Annotated in this window: 18 protein-coding genes and 1 pseudogene; 8 read left to right on the forward strand and 11 right to left on the reverse strand. The window is 55.9% G+C overall.

The genetic code is table 11. The features are described 5' to 3' along the window. Nucleotides 1–109: 109 nt before the first annotated feature. The 5 genes and pseudogenes from EXN68_RS28250 to mctP all read left to right on the forward strand — a co-directional run. Nucleotides 110–290: pseudogene (locus EXN68_RS28250) on the forward strand (hypothetical protein); the annotation flags it as partial. Nucleotides 291–455: 165 nt separating this feature from the next. Continuing rightward, entirely contained in the window at nucleotides 456–1,826 is a 1,371-nt protein-coding gene (gene mctS, locus EXN68_RS20415; protein ID WP_142842584.1) for a two-component system sensor histidine kinase MctS, read from the forward strand. After that, the gene (mctR, locus tag EXN68_RS20420; RefSeq protein WP_142842585.1) at nucleotides 1,823–2,467 is read left to right on the forward strand and encodes a two-component system response regulator MctR; all 645 of its coding nucleotides are present in this window, start codon (nucleotides 1,823–1,825) and stop codon (nucleotides 2,465–2,467) included. Before mctS ends, mctR begins: the two co-directional genes overlap by 4 nt. 112 nt (nucleotides 2,468–2,579) lie before the next feature. Then, nucleotides 2,580–2,783 carry a DUF3311 domain-containing protein gene (locus EXN68_RS20425; RefSeq protein ID WP_161991413.1) on the forward strand — a complete coding sequence of 68 codons (204 nt, stop codon included), beginning with the start codon at nucleotides 2,580–2,582 and terminating at the stop codon, nucleotides 2,781–2,783. Next, nucleotides 2,773–4,248: a monocarboxylate uptake permease MctP gene (mctP, locus tag EXN68_RS20430; RefSeq protein WP_142842587.1), complete on the forward strand. Its 1,476-nt coding sequence runs from the start codon at nucleotides 2,773–2,775 to the stop codon at nucleotides 4,246–4,248. The genes EXN68_RS20425 and mctP overlap by 11 nt, the downstream gene beginning before the upstream one ends. 409 nt (nucleotides 4,249–4,657) lie before the next feature. Here mctP and EXN68_RS20445 read toward each other — a convergent pair whose 3' ends face one another. The 3 genes from EXN68_RS20445 to EXN68_RS20455 form a co-directional block, all read right to left on the reverse strand. Then, nucleotides 4,658–6,412: a tetratricopeptide repeat protein gene (locus EXN68_RS20445; RefSeq protein WP_142842588.1), complete on the reverse strand. Its 1,755-nt coding sequence runs from the start codon at nucleotides 6,410–6,412 to the stop codon at nucleotides 4,658–4,660. 190 nt (nucleotides 6,413–6,602) lie between these two features. After that, on the reverse strand, nucleotides 6,603–6,980 hold the full coding sequence (locus EXN68_RS20450) for a hypothetical protein (protein WP_142842589.1): 378 nt from the start codon (nucleotides 6,978–6,980) through the stop codon (nucleotides 6,603–6,605). A gap of 301 nt (nucleotides 6,981–7,281) precedes the next feature. Continuing rightward, nucleotides 7,282–8,157 carry an ArdC family protein gene (locus tag EXN68_RS20455; RefSeq protein ID WP_142842590.1) on the reverse strand — a complete coding sequence of 292 codons (876 nt, stop codon included), beginning with the start codon at nucleotides 8,155–8,157 and terminating at the stop codon, nucleotides 7,282–7,284. A gap of 1,005 nt (nucleotides 8,158–9,162) precedes the next feature. On the opposite strand from EXN68_RS20455, the gene EXN68_RS20460 reads away from it, so the two are divergent. Further along, nucleotides 9,163–9,414 (forward strand): hypothetical protein, encoded by a 252-nt coding sequence (locus EXN68_RS20460; RefSeq protein WP_142842591.1) that lies wholly within the window; start codon nucleotides 9,163–9,165, stop codon nucleotides 9,412–9,414. Between the two features lie 338 nt (nucleotides 9,415–9,752). After that, nucleotides 9,753–9,917 (forward strand): POTRA domain-containing protein, encoded by a 165-nt coding sequence (locus EXN68_RS20465; RefSeq protein ID WP_142842592.1) that lies wholly within the window; start codon nucleotides 9,753–9,755, stop codon nucleotides 9,915–9,917. 257 nt (nucleotides 9,918–10,174) lie between these two features. Here the strand turns inward: EXN68_RS20465 and EXN68_RS28085 are convergent, their stop codons facing one another. Both EXN68_RS28085 and EXN68_RS27470 read right to left on the reverse strand, forming a co-directional pair. After that, a complete protein-coding gene (locus tag EXN68_RS28085) occupies nucleotides 10,175–10,684 on the reverse strand; it encodes a collagen-like protein (RefSeq protein ID WP_161991414.1) in 510 nt (169 codons plus the stop codon). Nucleotides 10,685–11,125: 441 nt separating this feature from the next. Further along, the gene (locus tag EXN68_RS27470; RefSeq protein ID WP_161991415.1) at nucleotides 11,126–11,278 is read right to left on the reverse strand and encodes a hypothetical protein; all 153 of its coding nucleotides are present in this window, start codon (nucleotides 11,276–11,278) and stop codon (nucleotides 11,126–11,128) included. Between the two features lie 217 nt (nucleotides 11,279–11,495). Here EXN68_RS27470 and EXN68_RS20475 point away from each other — a divergent pair, with 217 nt between their 5' ends. Continuing rightward, nucleotides 11,496–12,620, forward strand: coding sequence for a helix-turn-helix transcriptional regulator (locus EXN68_RS20475; RefSeq protein WP_142842593.1), 1,125 nt, complete (start codon nucleotides 11,496–11,498; stop codon nucleotides 12,618–12,620). Between the two features lie 146 nt (nucleotides 12,621–12,766). Here the strand turns inward: EXN68_RS20475 and EXN68_RS20480 are convergent, their stop codons facing one another. From EXN68_RS20480 to EXN68_RS20505, 6 genes are all read right to left on the reverse strand, one after another. Further along, a complete protein-coding gene (locus EXN68_RS20480) occupies nucleotides 12,767–14,491 on the reverse strand; it encodes a tetratricopeptide repeat protein (protein ID WP_142842594.1) in 1,725 nt (574 codons plus the stop codon). A gap of 1,122 nt (nucleotides 14,492–15,613) precedes the next feature. Further along, entirely contained in the window at nucleotides 15,614–17,014 is a 1,401-nt protein-coding gene (locus EXN68_RS20485; RefSeq protein WP_142842595.1) for a CehA/McbA family metallohydrolase, read from the reverse strand. Nucleotides 17,015–17,027: 13 nt separating this feature from the next. Next, entirely contained in the window at nucleotides 17,028–18,128 is a 1,101-nt protein-coding gene (locus tag EXN68_RS20490) for an ABC transporter ATP-binding protein (protein WP_142842596.1), read from the reverse strand. A 15-nt stretch (nucleotides 18,129–18,143) separates the two neighbouring features. Then, nucleotides 18,144–18,974 (reverse strand): carbohydrate ABC transporter permease, encoded by an 831-nt coding sequence (locus tag EXN68_RS20495; protein ID WP_142842597.1) that lies wholly within the window; start codon nucleotides 18,972–18,974, stop codon nucleotides 18,144–18,146. Next, complete coding sequence (locus tag EXN68_RS20500) at nucleotides 18,974–19,882, reverse strand: carbohydrate ABC transporter permease (protein WP_142842598.1); 909 nt, start codon at nucleotides 19,880–19,882, stop codon at nucleotides 18,974–18,976. The genes EXN68_RS20495 and EXN68_RS20500 overlap by 1 nt, the downstream gene beginning before the upstream one ends. Before the next feature lie 83 nt (nucleotides 19,883–19,965). Further along, a complete protein-coding gene (locus EXN68_RS20505) occupies nucleotides 19,966–21,330 on the reverse strand; it encodes an extracellular solute-binding protein (protein WP_142842599.1) in 1,365 nt (454 codons plus the stop codon). Nucleotides 21,331–21,340: the final 10 nt, after the last annotated feature.

The raw sequence follows: 21,340 nt of genomic DNA on the forward strand, positions 1-21,340 counted from the left end.
CGGCGGGACGAGTTTCGCTTCTGCGACTCGGGTTCAAGTATATCTATCGCCAGACAAGAGGGTGGTCGTCTATACGAGCGATGCACAACCGGAATGTTTCGGGGGCGATCTTCTTGAAATCTCGCTCATCTATGTGAACACCTGCATGCTGCAAACGTTGCTCTCTAAACCAGCCTGACACGGCCGTATTTCACCGGAAGATTATCGCGGCCTCACATCACGAAAATCACTACGGCCGGTTCGACCTCGATCTGGACAGCCATATAGATTTCGGCAAAATCGCCGCATGAACAGCGCTGCCAAAATGCGCCTTGCAAAACTTAGGCGCAAAATTCTAACCTTTGTCGGGATTAAAGCGACATTGCAGAAACTGGCAGCATTTCCTGAATGCCGTAAAAATATGCGCTGATCTTACTGTTAAAAACAACGTGCCGGTGAAAAGGGCCTTCATTTCCATGAATTTTCGGCAGCAGATCATCGCCCTTTCCATCTTACCGCTGGTCTTGGCGGTGCTCGCCATCTCGGCCTTCATCACATGGCAGTCCAGGACGTTGGCCGAGAGCAGCATATCCACGTTCGAGCGGAATATGCTGAAAGCCAAAGAGAGCGAAATCGTTCATCTCACCTATGTGGCCATGTCAGCCGTCCGCGGGATCATGGCGCAGAGCGGCCTCTCGGACGATGAGAAGCAGAAAAGGGCGATCGAACTTATCAAGAGCCTGGACTATGGAGAGGACGGATATTTCTTCGTTTACGATTATGCCGGCAACAGCATCGTCCATCCCCGACAAAACGAGTTCCCCGGCCGTAACTGGCTGGATCTCATCGACGCAGATGGCAAGAAGGTCATCGCAAGCCTAATCGACACCGCGAAGGCGGGCGGCGGTTTCGTCCAATACAAATGGGAGCGGCCGGCGACGGACCAGGTCGGCGACAAACTTTCCTACGTGGCCAAACTTGACGACTGGCGCTGGATTCTGGGAACGGGCATCTACCTTGATGAAATCCATGTACAGACCAAGACAGCACAATTGGACTTTCGCAACACCATCGGCTGGACATTCAAAGTCGTCGCATTGGTGACAGTACCGGCGGTCCTGCTGGTATTTGCGACGGGCATGGTCCTCACGGTCAGCGAGCGACGACTTGCCGATCGCAAGCTGCGACAGTTGACGCAGCGAGTAATCGATACACAGGAGCAGGAACGTACAAGGCTTGCCCGCGACCTACACGACGGTATCTCGCAAAGTCTGGTCGGTGTTCGTTATGCGATGAATTTGGCCGAACGCATGGTCAAGGCAGGCGACAATGACGTCTTGGGAGCGATCGAAGGTGGCATCAAGACACTCAACGATGCGATCCGTGACGTACGCCAACTGTCACATGCACTGAGGCCGCCTCTGCTCGATGATCTTGGGCTTATCGCGGCGCTGCGGGCCTTGTGTGAGGGTTTTCGCGTCAGGACAGGCCTGCAGGCAACGCTGGACGCCAGCTTTTTTGCGGACGGCCTGAAAGCGGAGGCCAGTACGGCCCTCTACCGCATCGCGCAGGAAGCACTCACCAATGTCGAGCGGCATGCCGGTGCGACCACGGTTTTCATCCGCCTGCGCAGCGAGCGTGGCCGCAGCCGAATGACGATCGGCGACAATGGCACGGGATTTAATAGCGAGAGCAACACGTCGCCGGGCCTCGGTTTGCGCAACATGCAGGAACGGGTGGCACATTTCCACGGTATTCTGCTGATCAAAAGCGACGATAAGGGAACCGTACTGACCATCTTGATGCCGCGCTCGGCGCATCGTGTTCTGACGGAGTCAGTGGCATGAATAAACCCCATACCATCCGGGTCTTGCTTGTCGATAATCATCCAGTGGTTCTGGATGGGCTCCGGGCCATCCTTCAGACCTATGCGCATTTGAACGTCGTGGGGATCGCCGCCGATGCGCAGGCGGGGTTGGACCTGGCAGCCGGGCTTCATCCGGACGTCATCCTGCTGGATATCAACATGCCAAGGATCAGCGGCATAGACGCGATAGGCCTGTTCAAGAACGCTCTGCCCGCATGCGGCATCATCATGCTCTCGATGCACCATGACAAAGAATACATCTCGTCGTCCGTGCTGCGTGGCGCTTCCGGCTACATCCTTAAGGATGTCTCGACCGACGAGATCGCAGCCGCCATCGAAGCGGTCGCGAAAGGCGGCACCTATTTCTCGTCCGGTGTAGCAGACGCCATATTGGAGGCGGCACGTATAGATGAATCCGAGCTTTTGACCACCCGGGAGCGTGACGTGCTGCGCGAGCTGGTTGCGGGGAAGAATAATCGCGAAATTGCCGATGCTCTCGGAATCACCATCGCGACAGCCGAAACCCATCGAAAGCACCTGAAAAAGAAGCTGGCGCTGAAATCAACAGCGGAATTGGTACGCTACGCACTCGATCGGGGCATTGGCGTTTTGGCTCCGTGACCCATACCCACTTCTGGGTATTCGCGTCCAAGTTTGCCGGCGGCGCGATTGTAACCATAAATCAATGACCCTACGACCTTCAGGCGTACACGCCAAGTTGGGAGGAAATACCATGGCGCAAAAGTCTCTGCGCAAGAAGGCGGCTTTGTCGCTTCTTGCTCTTCCGTATATCGGTCTTCTCTGGGTTCCCTTCTACAATATCGAGGAGCCGGCCCTTTTCGGTTTCCCGTTCTTTTATTGGTATCAGCTGGCCTGGGTACCGTTGACGGCCTTCCTCACCTATGTCGCCTATCGGAGTGTGCGCAATGACGACTGAGATCGACGTCACGGCACTGTCCGTTTTCACCTTCTTCTTCGTTCTGGTCACCGTGCTCGGCTTTGTCGCCTCCCGCTGGCGCAAGCCCAAAGACCTCGACAATATCGACGAATGGGGCCTGGGAGGGCGCTCTTTCGGCACCTGGATCACCTGGTTCCTGGTTGGCGGCGACTTCTACACCGCCTATACGATCATCGCAGTACCGGCGCTTGTCTATGTCGTCGGCGCATACGGTTTTTTCGCCCTGCCTTACACGATTATCGTCTACCCCTTTGTTTTCGCGGTCATGCCATTGCTCTGGAAGCGCGCCCGTGATGCAGGTTACGTGACCGCTGGCGACATCGTCCACGGCCAGTTCGGCTCACGGGCCCTCGAATTGGCCGTCGCGGCAACCGGCGTTATTGCCACCATGCCCTACATCGCCCTGCAGCTGATCGGCATGACGGCCGCGCTCAAGGCGCTCGGACTTCACGGCGAAATCCCGCTGTCGATCGCCTTCATCATCCTGGCGCTTTACACCTATTCGGCAGGGCTGCGCGCACCGGCTCTGATCGCCTTCGTCAAGGACATCATGATCTATATCGTGGTGATCGTCGCCGTCCTGCTTATTCCTTCAAAGCTTGGTGGATATGACAACGTCTTCGCATCCGCCAAGGCTGCATTCGATGCCAAGGGCACCGGGAGTTTGTTGCTCGGCGGAAACCAGTATGTCGCCTATGCTACCCTTGCCTTGGGTTCGGCTCTGGCGGCCTTCATGTATCCCCACACCCTAACAGGGATATTCGCGTCCAACAGCGCCAACACGATCCGCAAAAACGCTGTGCTTCTACCTGCATATACGTTGCTGCTCGGCCTCCTGGCACTGCTCGGCTATATGGGGCACGCTGCCGGCCTGAAGCTGGATAGCCCGAACGACGTCGTGCCAGCCCTATTCCAGATGCTGTTTCCGAGCTGGTTCGCCGGCTTCGCTTTCGCTGCCATCGCGATCGGCGCACTGGTCCCGGCAGCCGTCATGAGCATTGGTGCCGCCAATCTGTTTACCCGGAACTTCTGGAAGGCTTATGTCAATCCGAACGTGACCACGGAAGGAGAAGCCAAGGTGGCCAAGCTATCGTCGCTCGTCGTCAAGGTCGGCGCGCTGCTGGTCATCCTTCTCCTGCCCACGCAGTTTGCCCTTGATCTGCAATTGCTGGGTGGCATCTGGATCTTGCAGACTCTACCGGCGCTGATCTTTGGTCTTTATTCCAACTGGTTTCGCGCGCCGGCACTGCTGGCCGGATGGGTCGTTGGCTTTGTCGGCGGAACATACCTTGTCTGGGATGCCGGCTGGAAACCCCTGCACGCGGTCAGCCTGGGCGGCGAACCCTTCACCGTCTATACGGGACTGTTGGCCTTGGCGGCGAACATCGCGATCACCTGCCTGATCAACCTGGCCCTTCGCGCTTCCAAGCCCCTGGCCGCTTGAGGGTCACCGACTAACGCAAGCCGCCTCATCGGGGCGGCTTGCAATCGCGAAAATTCTGACTTTTCACCGGAAATGCCGTGAGTCTTGGCCGCTCTACCCGCGACGGGCTCAACCTCGTTGATGAGCGTGACGAAAAGGACGCATCGTTCCGCGTCCTCGAACCGGAGGTAACGACACGGCGAAAGCTGAGGGCGTCTGTGACGCGAGAACTCGATATCGCCAGGTCCAACGCGGGCGACCTCGAACAATTATCTCGGATAACGGAACCGAACCGACTTCGATGGCAATTCTCAGATGGTGCCAGCAGACATGTGCGTCCTCTCATAAGACAACTCCGACTGCAATAATTGTCGTTCAGAGACAGTTCACGAACCTGCGGTCCGAATTGGCACGCTGATAAATCAAATATTTATCTCGTATTCCCTGCCGGAACTGGCACGGCGAGGCCAGCTTCGCGTAGCCCCTCGGCGAGCTGCTCGATCCTTGAATCGGCAACATTGTTGTGTCGGAAATCTGCGTATAGGTTATTTTCGTAGCCGGGGCGTTTCTCATGGAGTTTATCGATAGCCGCTCGAGCGGCTTCGGTTCGCCCTAATTTTGCAAGTGTCGCGGCTCGAAGAAGATAGAAGCGGTAAAACTCCGGATTGATGATCCCGTCAAGTATGTTCAAAGCCTCACCGAAATCCTCGTTCTCGTAGCGGTCAAATGCCAATATCAGGTCTGCTAGAGTTCCCCGGCGATCCATCTCCTCCCTTCCTTCCTTGACGAGCGTCGTACCCTCGGCGGTACGACCGATATTCCAAAAAGCGTTGCCAATGATTATTTTAAAATGGGGATCTCTAAATTTCTTGAGCATGTCCCGCGCTATTTCCTGAAATAATTCCACCTTTCCGTGATTATATACGTCAAAGGCGACAGCCAATTGAGCACCAAAGGATTGAGGGAGCAGCTCGTACGTTTTCTCCGCCGCAACGTGCAAAAGCTCGCCGTAGTCGCTAGGGTCCTCGCCAACGGAAGCAGCATGTCTCGCTAATCTGAAATATACACGAGCCAAGCTTGCCCAGGCTTCCGCATGACGCGGGTGGCTCGCAACCAGATTTTCAAGACATTCGCGAGCATTTGGAATCAATCCGGCATCATAGATAATCGCGACGCGTTGCTGTGGACTTAGGCAGCTAAGTTCTCCCTGATACATCGACTCAAGGCTGGGGATAGCGCCGTCCAATCCGAATACGCCACTTACCAATGCATCTGCTGCCGAGTCTGCAGTACTCCCATTCAGATTCACGCTCCCCAGCGATACCTGGTCGGCCCATGACACCTCCCGCGTATGTGCATCGTTGAGTTTCCAGACTAACGCAAACTCCTCGCCATGTCCGACGATAGCCGTGTCGAGCGTATAGATGACACGCGAGGGATTTCTCTCGGCGAGGTCCCGCGCGAGACTTTGGGCGTCATTCGCCACGTCAACGACCCGGGCCATGCCATGAGCGGCAAGTTTGTTCGCCGCTAGCGCCGAAAGATCATGTGCCAACTTCTTTGCAACAGCACTACCAGGTGAGAACCGGGTATCCTGTACCAATAACATCGGGGCACCGGTCGCCTCTGTCACCGTTGATCGCCCAACCTGCGGAAACCACTCGCGAAGTCCCACAAGCGCCGCAAATAAGCAGATCAGTAAAAGGCCTGAGAGAATAAGTGACAATCGATATTTTTGGCGGAAGTTGACAAACCCTTCAGACAGCTGCTTCCGCCCGTTGTTAGTTCCTACTGGAACGCAGGCGGGATTGTTCTCAAAGACCGGGACATACCTCCCACGTGGCAGGCTAATTAGAAGAGGTGACCTTCTGCTGTCGGGTGAAGCGTTGTAACGTTCAAGGGAATTGCGGAGACGGTTCGCAGTTGTGCGCACGATTGAGTCGTCCGATATGGCGAAGTCATCTTTACGGCCGAAGACTTCGAGAGCGATGCTGTAAGCCTTTATACGATCGCCACGTCCCTCCATTGTTTCGGTAACGATGTACTCGAGAAAGGTGCGCATTCTTCCAGAATTAATAAAAACCTCCGAAGCGAACACATGCTCGAGCGCTTCTCTCACCATGTCAGGATCGGGATGATGTTGCTCAATCTTCGGACTTAAAACCACGGTCAACTCCTTCTTCATGCGTTTGATCCAATAGCTTTCGTCTGAGGTTGCCGGCACTGACGGGTCATAGGCGCCGTTGCGCGACCTATGACGGCAAAGCGCTAAAGGGATGGAAGTGTGGGGAAAGGAAAAATCTTTCCGCCAGATACAAGGCCCGGCGATCGATAAGCCGCCGGGCTGCGATACTCTTGGTTAAACCGGATCCATCTCAATCACGATACGAAGCGCGATCAGCTTGAGGCTTTGGCAATACGCGAATTTTGTAACTGAGCGCGTCAGCCACTTTTGCAATCGTCACGAGTTCGGGGTTGGCTTTGGCGCCCGCGCCGGCAACCTTCGTATCTGCAAAGGGATCTGCAAACCGCATGAGATTGTCGCGCGTCCTAAACTCCCGATGGCCTGTCCATGTCCCATCATCGAGCACGTCGACTTTGACATTTTGGCCAAACGCACCGAAATCGGCTGGACCGCGCTCTTGGGCAAAAGCCGACTGCGTGGACAGAAAAGCTGAAAGCAAGGCCTTCATGCATACGCCTGATTTCACCAGCGACAGGCGCTTCTGCAATACTTTTCCGCGTTCGTTCATCCCGTACTCTCACCGACATTTTTTGTTGGTTCGAGGCTTATGACAAAACTTGCATCGACGTGGAGTGACGTGACCGTATCAAACGGTATGCAACGTTCTCGTTGAAATGGCGTCCTGCATTATTCGAAACGCTGGCTAGTCTTAATAGGCTGGTAGCAGCTGTTAACCAGCCAGTACCGAGCCCGCAGCCCGCCAGCTGCGGGCTCTTTCGTGATCAACAACGAGCCTATCCGTTGATAAGGGGACTGGGGATCAAGCCTTTAGGGTCCGCCATTTTGTTGCGATCACAAAGTAGAAGTAATTATAGACGGTAAGACGGCGCGACATCGGTAAGTGGTTGTAGGTCTTGCATGAACCCAACGGCCTTTTCGGCGGCACTTGCGGCCTGAAAGATGGCCCGTTTGTCACCCTTTAAGATTTTCATCCACAGGCCGATATGGGAGGCATGATCCTCGCGGGGCCTGGCCTTGATGCCCAGATCGCAGCACAGAAAACACGCTCCAAGCTCGGCAATCAATGCCTCGCGCGCGTAAGCGTCTTTATCCTGACCGCAGCGTAACAAATCGCGGTTAAGGCGGCCTCGGCTTGATGTCCAACGGATGAGCTCGTGCGCAAGTGTCCCTGCATATGCCTCTGCTGAAGAAAAAGCATCAAACCGCGGCATTTGAACATGATCAGTTTCCAGGCTGTAATAGGCTGAGTTTCCGCCGTTGCGGATGTCCGCTCCCAAGTTCGCGAAAAAGATGTCCGCGTTCTTGATCGCCTGTTTTGGCTCGTCCGTCGGCGCAGGCTTATAATAGTAATATACGGGCAATCCATCGATCTGTTGGGCGTTGAAAACAGCGTAGCCTCTCGAGAAGGAAATTTTTCGGTCGACTGTCGTGCCCTTCTCGATTGCGCGTGAATAGACGACTAGCGTTGATTTTTCACCTTTTCTGACCGATGCTCCAAGTCCCAGCGCTTGCTTGAATGTCAGCCAGTAGGCCGAATTGTAGCCCTGTTCCGCCGCGGCTAACCAAAGCACGATGGTGTTGACCCCATGATAGGGGATGCCGTTGTGACGTAACGGCCGGTGTGGCCTAATACCTTTGCCCCACGGCTGCAACCAAGGGCATACACCAGTTTCGAGCACAGCCACGATCTTGTCGGTAATGAACTGATAGGTATCGCGCTTCATGTTTTATCCTTTCACGATTCCCGCATCGGCAGTGCACCGCCTCGTGTCTTCCTTGGGTCAGCGCGTAGCAGAACAGAGGCGCCATGAATCTGCCCATAATGCATTGTGTCACGCCACGGCTGACACCTACCTACGGTTAACTGAACGATCGGAAAGTTAGGATTTGACGACCTAGTGCCGTTCTCCCCGTTTCGCGTACCCTCGAAACAATGCGTCTGCTGCCTGCAGGCCCTTGAGCTTGGCGAAATGCCAAAAAAAGGCGAAACAGAAAGCCTTTACTTCCTAGTCTCGCCTTTGAAGGTCGGTGATTTTCACTGGTACATCCCAGCAATAACAAATTTGCTGTCGATGGCTAGGCGATAGGCAGTATCAAACGGTTACATCAACTGCGTTGCACCCATTAACGAATCCAGACTTTCGTTAGAGCCGCACAAACTCGGAATAAAGCACTCCGCTGTAATCTTTGAATCGAATAACCACTGTTCGTATGCCAGCGCCCATGGACACGGAGTTGCGATATCTGATCTCCGATGGCTGCCGGGAGCGAAATGAGCGGCCGAAATCCCGTCTGGGCATAATTGACTCACCTGTTGCACCGGAGGTTTGGGACATACAACGACCCGGTCGCCAGACGTTGGCGCTGTACAACATCATACAGTTCATTCCGCGATACGAATGCATCATCACGATAGAGGATGCGGCGGAATTGCTGTCGACACAGCCAAACTCTGCATGCCTGATCGCGGACCGCAATAGCAAGTACCAATCGCCTGACGAGTTGTTTGTTTCGACGGCCACGGCCGCTTTATAAAAGACGCTAGATCCAGTCTGTTGATTGTGGCCGGCATGCCTGTGCGCGATGATGCGCAACTGCGGCAGTGTTCATGGGGCGGAACTATGGTCGACGACCAGAAACCGTTTCGTTGCAAAATGTAACGGTATGGTTCTTAATTTGCAATTTGGGATCTCATTGAGTGATCGCGTTGATTATTCCATGAGGCGTTTATGTTTTTCAGGGCATATGGTGCTGCGTTTTGGCTTCTGGCTCTTCTCTCGTCAGCGCAGGCGAATGCTGCCGAAGGCGTCAAGCTGCTTGATGGTGGCGACATTCCAGGTTCTGTGAAGCAGTTTGAGGCAGGCTTTGAAGCCGGAGAGGCAAATGGTGCCTTTTATCGAGGACGCCTGTTCGAGATTGGCATTGGCACCAATCAGGACATGGGGCGCGCTGGGGGAACGGCTCAGGATTTGGTCCGATAACCGCGAAGCCCTCGATTTTCGGGTCTCGCTGATCGGATTCTCGGGCGCACTTACAAACCTCAACAAGGAGCACGCCCGATGAATGTGATGCGGCTTGCACCCCTTGCCTTTCCGTGGGCCAGCCTGTCTTGGGCAGCCCTGTCGTCCGCTTCAGCCCAGGATCTTGATCGTGCAACCCGTGCCCTTCAGGACACGCTTCACAATCAAAGTTCCAGTCAGGCTGAAGCTGAGCGGTCAAGACGCGAGCGCGCCCGCCAGCGCGCCAACGCACCCTTGACCCTCCCCCCGGAGCCGAGCATCGTCCCGCCGGCCCCGGGGGGCCCTGTTTTGACATCAAGATGATCAAAATCACAGGCTACGAGCCGTTCGGCAAAAAACTCTACGGCTTTGAAACACTACGGGGCGCCAGTGTGGCTGCCACCGACATCGCGGTCGCACTCAACCGTATCAATGCATTTTATCGGGCGGCCGGTTTCATCACGACCGATGCCGATCTACCGTAGCAGGATATCTCAGGCGGGACGCTGGAGATCGCAGTCACACCGGGCCGCATCGAGACCTTCGTATATGCCGATGGCCCGCCAGTCTACCCTGGCAGGCCCCCGGCGGATTTCTTCCGATGGACATCGCTATTCAAGGGTGGGAATCATAGTGAATGAGAAGGTGCCCGCCCAACCGAGACCAGTCGGACCGGCTGGTGAGCGCGCAAGATACCGTGAAACCGAAGCTCAACGCCGTTCGCCGCGCTACACGACCAATATCAAGGAACTGCCATTGCGGGCCCCGGCTCGCCTTTAGGCCCGGCAGGCCCGACAGGTCCAATCGGACCCTGCGCCCCAACTGCACCTGCAGTTCCGGCCGGGCCAGCTGGACCATCTGGCCCTGCAGGACCCGCAGGGCCTGCGTTACCACTCTTGCCACCATCACCGGTACGTTTGATGCGCTGGTTATGAAGTCCGATGGCAATCGGAACGCTGGAAGCAAGCCCGCCCGCCACAGCCGCACCAACGGTGCTGACCGCACTCGGGTCATACCCGGCCGCATCCGTCACCAGCACGCTACGACCGGATTTCTCCAGCGCAAAGGTCTTCACTTGCGTAACCGTCGGCGCCGTCCCCTTGCCGTTGGCCGCAATCGTGACGACATCCTGGTATTGCGCACCATTTGCCAGCTTGTAGGGTTCCAGCACCTTCGTTTCGGAAGTCGCGCACGATGAGAGGTTTGCGGCGACCGCGAGGGTAGCCGCCAGCCGAATGGAAAGGTTTCTCAAGGGGAGGTCCTTTTTGAATTGCGTACAAACTTGAGTGGTGAGCCCCGCACGCAAAACTAAAGCCAAGGCGGCTACGACGGAATTCCTGAACAGCTAGCTTGAAACCCCGAACGCAGCTGTGAGCTCTATAAATAGGATCCAATGGCTCTAAAGCTGCCATTTGGCAGGACCGTCGGCTCTTTGGCGTCTTATTTTGTGAACAGCAAAAACGTTGGGATACCGGGCCGCTGCGGTGCCTAGCCTGTTGATCATAAATGAGGACAGCTGCGAGCGCTGCGACTAAAAAAGGTTCACGTTCGGCGGCAAGGACATGTGCTGCGATCAGATTAGCAAGTGACTTCAATGCTGCGGCACATGTTTCAATCCGGTCGCCCAGCGTCTGTCAGCTGAGGCCGACGCCTTTAAGGGCATAGCGTTCGCTTTGGCGGTTGAGGGCTGGTGCTAGCCGAACTTCTTGGACAGGATCATCGCCAGCAGGCTGTGCTCTACGAAACCGAGGTTGGGAAAGCCGTTTGTGACGATCTCTGCCGGAACCGCCCCACCTTCGATAAATTCAACCCCACACCGACGGTGAATGCGCGCACCTTGGTGCATTATGGGCTTGGTCCTTGCGTTACAATCGTACTGTTACAGCCGTTATTGTATCCGGATGAAACCGTTCGCTACCTACCGCGGCGAGCCCTTATGTTCGATGTTCCAATCGAACAATATGAAGCGTCATATGAACTCATTTTCCGGGGATGCAGTCCGCATAATGACATTACACCACATATCTCACTGACCATCTAACCCACTGTGTCCGGTATGCGAAATGAGCCTTTTAGACCCTGCATTGCGGACACAGCTATACGAAGCAGCGTTCATACCTGAGCGCTGGGTAGAAGTCCTTAACGAGTTGCGCGTCGCTATCAATGCTGATGCCGGATATCTCTATTCGGTGGGACAGAAATGTGGCGTTCACACGGAACAGCGTCTGTTGCCGGTGAACCAGGACCGCATTCATTGGGGCAATGATTTTCACAGCTGGGTCAGAAAAAGCGCACCTGAAGCAGTCTTCGGACGCTTCGCGTCTGGTGCGAACTATGAGGACGCCATTCCCCCCTATCTCAAGGGATATGTGGATTTGTGTAGAGGGCATTCCATCGGTGATGATATCGCAACCATCGTCGCTCCCCCCACCGGCAATATGATTGTCTGCGGTTTTGACCGCCATGTCCGCAATGGTGCTTTTGCTCAACAACAGGCTGAGCTGCTTAATACCATTTACCCCGATCTTGTGCAGTCAGCATTCATTGCCGCGCGCTCGCATTTGCAGCAGCAAAACAGCGTCGTGCAAGTCATGGAGGGGCTCGGGACGCCTTGCATAAGCATCAGCGCCGGCCGGCACATACATGCAATGAACAAACAGTTCGAGACCAGATTTGCTAAAATGTGCGGCGCCTGGAACCGCCTCGATCTGAGTGCCTATAATGAACATCTGGATGCATTGCTACGCAATGTTGAAACGGATCAGGACTACGCGCCCCGCTCCATGGGGATCCGGAACCAAGCCGGTGATCTCATGGTCCTGCATCTTGTTCCGATCCGCAGGGCAGCCCACGATATTTTTGCAACGGCATCCTGCTTTGTATTCGTTACCTCGGTGAATGGCAACGGTATCGGCCCCGACCCCGAACTTCTTAAAAGCCTGTTCGGTCTGACAAACAAGGAGGCGCAATTATCCAGTGAATTGACCGCAGGGTACCCGCTCAGGCAGACAGCGGAAAAGCTCGATATCAGCTTTGGTACCGCGCGCTCTTATTTGTTGCGCGTCTTCCAAAAAACAGGCACCACACAGCAGTCCCAACTTGTCGGCCTGCTCAGTAAGGTATCGCCAATCTTCATTACCTCGGTTGAACCGGACGCTAGCAAACCACCACCTGGTTTGACAATTTAACGTCCTTTGTCATTACAGCATTCCGCGATCCGACAGGTCCAATTTGGGCGGTAACACGACCGCAGATCAGCGCCTGGCTCGACGGCCCCGCGATGGTGCTCCTTCCACCGCGAGCGGTGTCACCTGACAGGTTCGAGCGACGGTGGTCATTTCGGATTTTCTGCCGGAATCGGCACGATCAGGCCCGCCTCACGAAGCCCCTCAGCAAGGTGCTCGATCATTGGTTCGGGAAAATTGTTGTGACGGAAATCGAAGTAGAGGTGGTTTTCGTAGCCGGGACGTTTATCATGAAGGCGTTGGATCGCGGCACGGGCATCGTCTTGCCGCCCCAGTTTCGCCAGCGCCGCCGCCTGAAGAAGATCAATTCGATAAAATTCTCGTCTATAAATCCGCTCAAGCATCTCCAGGGCCCCAGTAAAATCCTGACGCTCATAGCGGTCTGATGCCAGTACAAGGTAGCCCAGGCTCCCCACATCACCAGTCTCCTCGATGCCTTTCGCAACCAGTTCGACGCCTTCGTCTCTTTGTCCGATACTCCAAAGCGCGTTTCCAACAATTAACTTGAGATGAGGGTCCTGAAACACTGTGAGCATCTTTCGACTCAGGCGCTCATATGTATCCAAATCACCTGCACTGTAAGCGACATAGAGGGCAGCTAGTTGAGGAGCGAACGAACGAGGTGACAAATCCATTGCTTTTTGCGCTGCAGTGCGCAAAAGCCCTCCATATTCGCTGGAATCTTCGCCGCGGGATGCGGCGTCTCTGCCGAGACGGAAGTAGACACGAGCCAATATTGCCCAAGCCTGGGAATTCAATGGATACTTTGATACTACACTTTCGAGGCAGGCGCGTATATCAGGAAGGGACTGATCCACATATACCAGCGCGACACGTTCCCTTGGTGTAAGACAACTGATCTCGCCTTGATGCGTCGATTCAAGGCTCGCTATCGCACCCTCCATGCCAACTACTCCGCGAACTAAAGCATCCACTGCGTTGTTCACAGTATCTTCATTCGGGGTTCCCAGCGAAACATGGTCAGTCCACGACACCTCTCGCGTATGAGCATCATTGAGTTTCCAGACTAAAGCTAGCTCCCCGCCTTGATCGACAATGGCCGAATCCAGCGTGTAGACGACTCGCGTCAGATTTCGTCCTGCAGTCTCGTAGGCAACATTGCCTGGCTCCCTCGCCAAGTCCACAACCCCAGCGCTGCCATGGGCAGCGAGCTTGATTGCGATTAGCTCCGAGAGGTCATGCGCCAACCGCTTGGCAGGGTCGCTGCCCGGTGTGAATTGAGTATTCTGAACAAGAAGCAGCGGAACGGTAGCCCCTCGCGATGCGGTCGCCTTGTTAAACAGGTTAGGTAGCAACTGAATTGAGCCGAGTATCGTTACGCCGATGAAGCTCAAGACTATGACGATAACGCGCCAGGAGAGGTATCGGCGTGGGAGCGCAAGAGTACTGACCTCGTTTTTCTCTTTTATATCAGCAATAGGCCCATCATCGGAGTTGGACTCGAAAACGGGCACATATCTGCCGCGTGGCAAGCTGATGAGAAGAGGAGACAACTTGCTCTGAGGCGAAGCGTTATAGCGCTCGAGAGCATTGCGAAGGCGGTTTGCAGCTGTGCGTACTATTGGGTCTTCCGTCCCATCAAAGTCCGCCTGACGACCAAAGACTTCCAGAGCGATACTGTAGGCCTTTATGCGATCACCACGCCCCTCTATCGTCTCGGTAACGATATATTCAAGAAAGCTCCGCATCCTTTCGGATTTGCTAAAAACATCTGAGGCAAACAACTGATCAAGTGCTCGTCTCACCGTGTCCGGGCCAGGAAGTTGCTGCTCGATCTTAGGCCCTAAAATCACTACCCACCCCTTTGCGGTCGTAGTTTACTCCAGAGATATCGCCGTAACTGCTAACGCTGCTATGGTCATTTGGGCGAGACAATGGGGAAAGATTGGACACCCGGCGAATTCAGTTACACAGGCTGCTTGCCCAAAAACCTGAGAAAAGCGACGTCAGCGTTGAATGCCATTACCGGCCAGGAATTGCATGACACTTGCAGATTTCGTCGGTCAAACGCACTGTGGTTCCTGTTCTCACTCGTCAACCCGATCATAGAAATGTCGCGAACTCTATCATGTTCGTCAGAAATCGTTAAAATCTGGTTGCCGTTGGCGGCTTGTCTGGGGCGTCAATACTTCCGATGGCGCATGCTTGCATATATGCCTTGAGTTTGGCAAAGACCGCTTCAATTGCGCCTGGGTCGCGCGTCACCTTGACGGTTTGTCGCCAACGAGTTCGCATAATACTGCGCTTCGGTAAGCAGCCCCCAGCCTCGAGCTTGCGCGGTCACCAAAGCAAACGTGTCGGGTGCAGAAAGACAACTGCGAGCCTATTTACCTCAGTTGCCCTGCTGACATCCACAGAAGCCAGCGCTTCCACTCCTAGCTCCAGCCTCAAAAGCCTTTCGCCCATTTCCCAGCCAGTTCCTGCTCATAGAGGCGACGGAGGCAGTGCTGATCACTGGCGAGATCGCCGAAGCTGCTGCCCGGGCGACATTGGTAATGCCAGCTGCTGCAACGCGTTCAAAACAATTGACGTGACGGCCATATACGATTGGCCCGCCCTGCGCGTGGATCTGCGAAACCAGCATGCACCCGACAAGCAGGGCAACGGCCATTTCAACATTGGGCACCAGAGGCACCATCATCAGCATGATACTGGATGGAGCATGGGTCTATATATCCTTGTGTTGAGCAGTCCGATCCTTTCCGCCATGCCGGAGCGCGCAGCACGAAGAGACCCGTCACCGATTTTCACAGTGAAGAACACAGCCCCGATGAGAACAGATTGAGGTTCCAGCTCAGGTGGAACCGGTAGGCCACCACCAATACACGCCCCGTTCGAACTTATCGCAGCATTTTGCGCTGCTCTTGTGCCCGCGCTCCGGGGACGAGCCAGCTACCTTCACCTCACGAAGCAACCTATTCTTCAAGGTAAACCGGATTACTAATTGCCCGGCAGACCTGTTGATCCTGTATGTGGGCGCCCTGAAGCTGCCAAGGAAGTGAGTGTCCTACTTGAGCTGCGATGAAATCGGTAATCAGTCTTTCGCGGCTACGCACAGCGACGATTTCGGTACGAAGGAAGGTCTTTGCTTCGCCGGAGAAAGTGCCTTTCCACATATCTGTTTCAATGGTCTGGGTGGTGAGAATGCCGCTTGCGTCAATCCAGACGAGCAGATCGCCAGCGGCCTCCCTCACATCGGCTTCTGCAATGACCGGCCCTGAAACCGTCGAGCCCATCGGCTGGCCGTTCACCGTCAGCGCAAGATGCGGCCCCGTCGGGCTTTCCGTCACATAACCGCGACCCGCCTTCATCGCAGCGAGGATAGCATCTTCCGACAGTTCCTCCAGCCAGAACACCGTCGTCGGGCGGGCAAGCACGAGCGGGCCCTCGGGCATGAGTTGCGCAGGCTGGTGAAAATCGCTGCCTCCGATCGCGGAGATCTTCAGACCCGAAGCCAGTCGCTGCTGATAGCGGCCGAGCGACACCCAGTTCCATGCCATCCAGTGTGACTGCCAGACCTCCATGCAGTCGATCTCGGGCAGGTCGTAATCCCATTGAATGGTGGGTTTGTCGTGATTGATGGACAAAAGCCCACCGCGCTCATGCACCAGCCGGGTGAGCGTATGGGCATGTTCCGGCTTGGTCATGCGGAAATCGATCCATTCATCGACACCATAGACATTGGCGTGGCCGTTTGCGGCCGTTATCTCCATCGCCCGGATGAAGACAAGGTCCGCCGAGGATTGCGGATGGAAGTAGCGACGCTGCGTGATGGTGTTGTGGTCGGCAATAGCGAGAAAATCGAGACCGGCCTGCAATGCAGCCTGATGCAGCAACTCCGGCGAGCCCAGCGCATCGGAATGGAAGGTGTGGCAATGCAGGTCGCCCCGATACCACCCCGCCCCTTCCCGCCGCGGAAAGCGGCGCTCCGGCTGCGGCTCCAGTCTGCGCGGCGCGCTGTCGCAATGGATAGTTACGACGACATCGGCGCCGTTTTCCGGCAATTTATGCAGGCCGAGCATGATTTTCCATGTGCCGGCCGGCATCTCGCCGTGGATATAGCCGGGCGTTGCATCATCGGTCGCAACAAAGAAGCAATCGCGTGCACCACCGCTCCAGCCACGGAAACCGGCAACTGACGGGTAGTCCGTCGCCGTGGCATCGAGCACGCCGAGATCGATGACGCAATCCTCGGCCTTAGGATAGGCCATCGTCACATCGATACGTGTTACACCCTGCAAGACATCGAAGGGAACATAGAAGTAGGGATCGGCCGACTGGTCGGCGCGACTGACGTGAACCCTGATTTTGGTCATCACACTTCCCGTCTTACTCACCGACGTCCGGAATGCGTATGCCGGCGCCATCGAACAATGTGACGTGGCGGATATCGAAGGCGAGCGTCACGACGTCGTTCACCCGAATCTCATCGTCCGTGAAAATGCGGGCGGTCACCCGGCCGGCATCCTCACGTTCCATCGTGACAAGGCTTTCCGGGCCCATGTTCTCATTGGCGAAAAGCTTGCCCGTGATGGTGTTTTCATCACCGGCCTGGGCGATCCGCAAATGCTCGGGCCGGACGCCAAGCGTCATCCGGCCGCTGCCTGCGGCCGCCGCAATGGCGTCGGAGACAGGCAGGCCCGACAGTGCCAGGCCATCGGCGCGCAATTGCAGTTTGCCATCGGCAACCATGGCGTCCGCCGACACGAGGTTCATCGGCGGGTTGCCCACGAAGTTGGCAACGAAGGTCGTGGCCGGACGCCGGTAGATCTCGATGGGCGGTGCGAACTGAACGATGCGGCCCTTGTCCATGACTGCGATGCGGGTCGCAAGCGCCATGGCCTCGGCCTGGTCGTGGGTGACATAGACCGCCGTCATGCCCATGTCGCGCTGCAGGTGGTTGAGGAAGCCGCGCGCTTCAAGACGAAGCTTGGCATCGAGGTTGGAAAGCGGCTCGTCGAACAGATAGACTTGGCTGGGATAAACAAGCGCACGTGCCAGCGATGTACGCTGCTGCTGTCCGCCGGAAATCTGGCTCGGCAGGCGCTTCATCAGATCACCGATCTTGAGCACGTCGGCCACCTGCTTGGCGCGGGCATGGCGCTTTTCCTCGCTCTCACCGCGCACTTTGAGCGGATAGGCGATGTTGTCGGCAAGGTTCATGTGCGGATAAAGCGCATAGTCCTGAAAGACCATCGATATCTGGCGGTCCTTGGGGTGCAGATAGGTGACGTCCTTGCCGCCGATCAGCACCTTGCCCGAGGTCGGCGTTTCGAGGCCGGCGATCATGCGCAGGCTCGTCGTCTTGCCGCAGCCGGACGGGCCGAGCAGGCAGACGAACTCGCCGTCCGATATTTGAAAGCTGATGTCGGGCACCGCATGAAAGTGACCGAAGCTCTTGGAGACATTCTGGAATTCGACAGAGGCCATGAAACTGATTTCCGATTACGACTTGATGCCACCAAAGAACCGGAAACCAAACTTCCAGTTCACGAAGAGGTAAAGCACGATGACGGGGAGCGAATAGATGAGCGAATAGGCAGCAAGCAGCGTGACGATCGGTGTGCCCGCCTCCGAATAGAAGGAATAGATCGCGACCGAGGCCGGCATCAGGCTATCGCTGCGCAGCAGGATGAAGGGGATGAGGAATGAACCCCAGATATTGACGAATGCCCAGACCACGACGACCACGATGCCCGGCCGGATGACCGGCAATGCCACGTCGAAGAAAGCCTGCAACGGTGAGGCACCGGCCACCATGGCGCTTTCCTCGTAGGAACGCGGGATGGCATCGATGAAATCGCGGAGAATGAACATTGCCGTCGGCAGCAGCCCGCCTGCAAAAACGAGAATGACGGCAATATGGGTATTGATGAGACCGGCCGCAGAAATGATCAGGAAGATCGGCACCATCGCCGCCGAACCCGACACAACGGAAGAAAACAGCAGAAGCGTGTAGGTGACCGCCCCTTTACCGGGAATTGACGAGCGAGAAAGGGCATAAGCAGCAAGCGTCGCTGCCGCGCCGATCAGAATGACCCCGCCGAAAGACTGGATCAGGCTGTTCAAAAGGGCCCGCATTGCAAAGGTGTTCTCGAATACCGTCATGAAGTTCGAGAGCGTGAACGGTTCGGGAATTGCAAGTCCGAGTTCGGCGCGGGCGTTGAACGGTGCGAAGATGAACCAGACCAGCGGCAGGGCGAAGGCCACTCCGAGCAGGGATGCTGCCACGGAAAAGAGAATACGGCGTTTAAAGGCGCTTCCGGAGATCTGCATCACTCAGCCTCCGCCGTTTTCTTGCGCGCGATACGGAGATAGACAAGTGCAAAGGCAAGGTTGACGAGCATGATGATGACGCCGACCGCAGCACCCTTGCCGAACTCGAAATCCTTGAATGCGATACGATAGGTGTAGATTGACAGCAGTTCCGTTCGGTAGGACGGCCCGCCATTGGTGAGCAGGAATGGCGTAAACACGTTGAAAGTCCACATGGTGATGAGGATGAGGTCGGTGACGACATGGCCGCGGATGAGCGGCAGCGCGATGTCGCGAAGTTTCTGCCAGGAGGTTGCACCCGCCACGTCCGCTGCCTGGAAATAGCTCGGCGGGATGGACTGAAAGGCGGAATTGAACAGCATCATCGAAAAGGCTGCGCCGCGCCAGGTGTTGAAGAACACGATCACCCAGAAAGGCTGCTGCAGAAGCCAGTCGCCGGGTGGCAGGCCAAGGCCGCGCATGATCATGTTTAGCGTGCCGTTATCATAATCGAGAAAGGCGAACCACGCGAAGCCGATAACCACTTCCGGCAATATCCATGCGGCAATGACCGCCGTCTGCAGGAAGGACTTCAATGCCGGCGATACGGCCTGGCTGAGCCAAGCGAGCACCAGGCCAATCAGCGCCTGGCCGGCAAGCGCAGAAAGCAGCACGAATTGCAGCGTAAGGATGAAGGAAAAGCCGAACTGACCGCGTGTGAAGAACGTATCCGGATTAAACAACGTGAAATAATTTTGCAGGCCGACGAAATCCGGATCGACTGCCGTGCGCCCAATGAGCGTTCGGTTCGTGAAGGAAACGAAGATCACCCAGAAAAACGGGACCATAACAAAAATGCCGACCAGCGCGGCGGCCGGAGCCAAAAAGACAGCGCCTGCCCGCGTGGAAAGCAGCGAGAAGTTTTTCATGCTTTTTTACCTCATGGCGGATCGTATCGATCCGTCGCAAATTGCGTCTGACCGGCAATCGGTCAGACGCAGTCCGTTATGCCTCAGAGGCGGCTAACCGTATTTTCTGCACCGACGATAGCGATTACGGCGGTCTTGAACTGAGCCATTGCATCCTCTGGCGAGAGCTCGCCGGAAACCACGCGTTCGGTCATGCGCTGAATTTCAGCGGAAACCTTGTTGTAGTTCGCGTCATTCGGGCGCGCAGTGGTGATCGGCAGCAACGTCTTGGCGGTTTCCGTCAGGAAGGGTGAATTCGGAATCGGTACGTCATTTCGGATGCGGATCGCGGGCTGGATCGCCTGAAAGGCATCAAGCTGTTCCTTGCTGTTCATGAAAGAAAGTAGTTCCCAGGCCTCCTGCGGCGTATCCGTATGGGGATTGATGACAAAACCGGTACCACCAGACATGGTGACGAAATCCTGACCACGCAGGCCACGGCCCGGCTTTTCGGAAGGCATCTTCTTCCAGGTCATGACATTGTCACGGTCAGCGACTTCGAATTCGGCGCCGGGCTTCGTAACGGAGCGATAGAACCAGTCACCTTCGACCAGCATGGCGGTTTTTCCATTGCGGAAATTGGCAAAGCTGCGGTTACGGCCATCGGCCAGCAGCTGAGCCCGCTGGTCTCCGAGCTTCTCGTCCAGATAGATTGTCTTGTAGAGCTTCAGCGTATCGAGGATACCCTGGCTGGAAACGATGTATTTGCCGTTTTCATCGGTAACTTGCTCCCCCGTGCCAAGCAGCGCCATCCAGTAGCCCTGCATCGTTGTGGCTTCGCCCATGGAAACACCGGCATTCAGCTGCAGCGGGAAGCTTTCAGGATCGGCAGCCTTGATCTTGCGGGCGGCTTCGAGGAGTTCGTCCCAGGATTTCGGTTGCCAGCCGTCGGCGTCTATGCCAGCCGTCTTGAATACGTCCTTGCGCACGAAAATCATGCGTGCGTCGGTACCAAGCGCAATGCCATAGGGTTTGCCCTGATAGCTCATCAGGGCCTGAGAACCTTCCGAGATGTGATTCCAGCCCTCCCAGGAGGCCGCCGCGGGGCCGGCAATCTCCTCGAGCGACTTCAAAAGACCGCCCTGCACGAAGCTCGGGATCATAAAACCGTCGAAATTGGAAATATCCGGGCCTGCACCAGTGGAGAAATCAAGCGCGAGCTGCTGCGTCAGCTGCTCGTCCTCGCCACCGAACTGGGTCAGCTTGACCGTGACATCCTTACCATCGGCCTTCATTTTTTCCGCGAAGGCGGGAATAACGGCCTTCTGGATCCATTCCGCCATGCCGGAATTAACGCCGCCGATCACGCAGCGGCAGGTAATGTTGAGCTCCGTCGCAGCCAAGACCGGGCCCGACAGTGCGATTGCTGCTGTGGCACCCAACAACAGAGTTTTGATGCTCCTGCGCATTGAAAGTCCT

The sequence above is a fragment of the Martinezella rhizogenes genome (assembly GCF_007002745.1).
GTDB lineage: Bacteria > Pseudomonadota > Alphaproteobacteria > Rhizobiales > Rhizobiaceae > Agrobacterium > Agrobacterium cucumeris.

Bases quoted from the DNA above. Each gene is read 5' to 3' on its own strand.
- EXN68_RS20500 (WP_142842598.1), bottom strand. From the start codon at position 19,882: ATGAAAAACTTCTCGCTGCTTTCCACGCGGGCAGGCGCTGTCTTTTTG.
- mctR (WP_142842585.1), top strand. From the start codon at position 1,823: ATGAATAAACCCCATACCATCCGGGTCTTGCTTGTCGATAATCATCCA.
- EXN68_RS20460 (WP_142842591.1), top strand. From the start codon at position 9,163: ATGTTTTTCAGGGCATATGGTGCTGCGTTTTGGCTTCTGGCTCTTCTC.
- EXN68_RS20455 (WP_142842590.1), bottom strand. From the start codon at position 8,157: ATGAAGCGCGATACCTATCAGTTCATTACCGACAAGATCGTGGCTGTG.
- EXN68_RS20465 (WP_142842592.1), top strand. From the start codon at position 9,753: ATGATCAAAATCACAGGCTACGAGCCGTTCGGCAAAAAACTCTACGGC.
- EXN68_RS27470 (WP_161991415.1), bottom strand. From the start codon at position 11,278: ATGCACCAAGGTGCGCGCATTCACCGTCGGTGTGGGGTTGAATTTATC.
- EXN68_RS20495 (WP_142842597.1), bottom strand. From the start codon at position 18,974: ATGCAGATCTCCGGAAGCGCCTTTAAACGCCGTATTCTCTTTTCCGTG.
- EXN68_RS20475 (WP_142842593.1), top strand. From the start codon at position 11,496: ATGAGCCTTTTAGACCCTGCATTGCGGACACAGCTATACGAAGCAGCG.
- EXN68_RS20450 (WP_142842589.1), bottom strand. From the start codon at position 6,980: ATGAACGAACGCGGAAAAGTATTGCAGAAGCGCCTGTCGCTGGTGAAA.
- mctP (WP_142842587.1), top strand. From the start codon at position 2,773: ATGACGACTGAGATCGACGTCACGGCACTGTCCGTTTTCACCTTCTTC.
- EXN68_RS20490 (WP_142842596.1), bottom strand. From the start codon at position 18,128: ATGGCCTCTGTCGAATTCCAGAATGTCTCCAAGAGCTTCGGTCACTTT.
- EXN68_RS20485 (WP_142842595.1), bottom strand. From the start codon at position 17,014: ATGACCAAAATCAGGGTTCACGTCAGTCGCGCCGACCAGTCGGCCGAT.
- mctS (WP_142842584.1), top strand. From the start codon at position 456: ATGAATTTTCGGCAGCAGATCATCGCCCTTTCCATCTTACCGCTGGTC.
- EXN68_RS20425 (WP_161991413.1), top strand. From the start codon at position 2,580: ATGGCGCAAAAGTCTCTGCGCAAGAAGGCGGCTTTGTCGCTTCTTGCT.
- EXN68_RS20505 (WP_142842599.1), bottom strand. From the start codon at position 21,330: ATGCGCAGGAGCATCAAAACTCTGTTGTTGGGTGCCACAGCAGCAATC.
- EXN68_RS20445 (WP_142842588.1), bottom strand. From the start codon at position 6,412: ATGAAGAAGGAGTTGACCGTGGTTTTAAGTCCGAAGATTGAGCAACAT.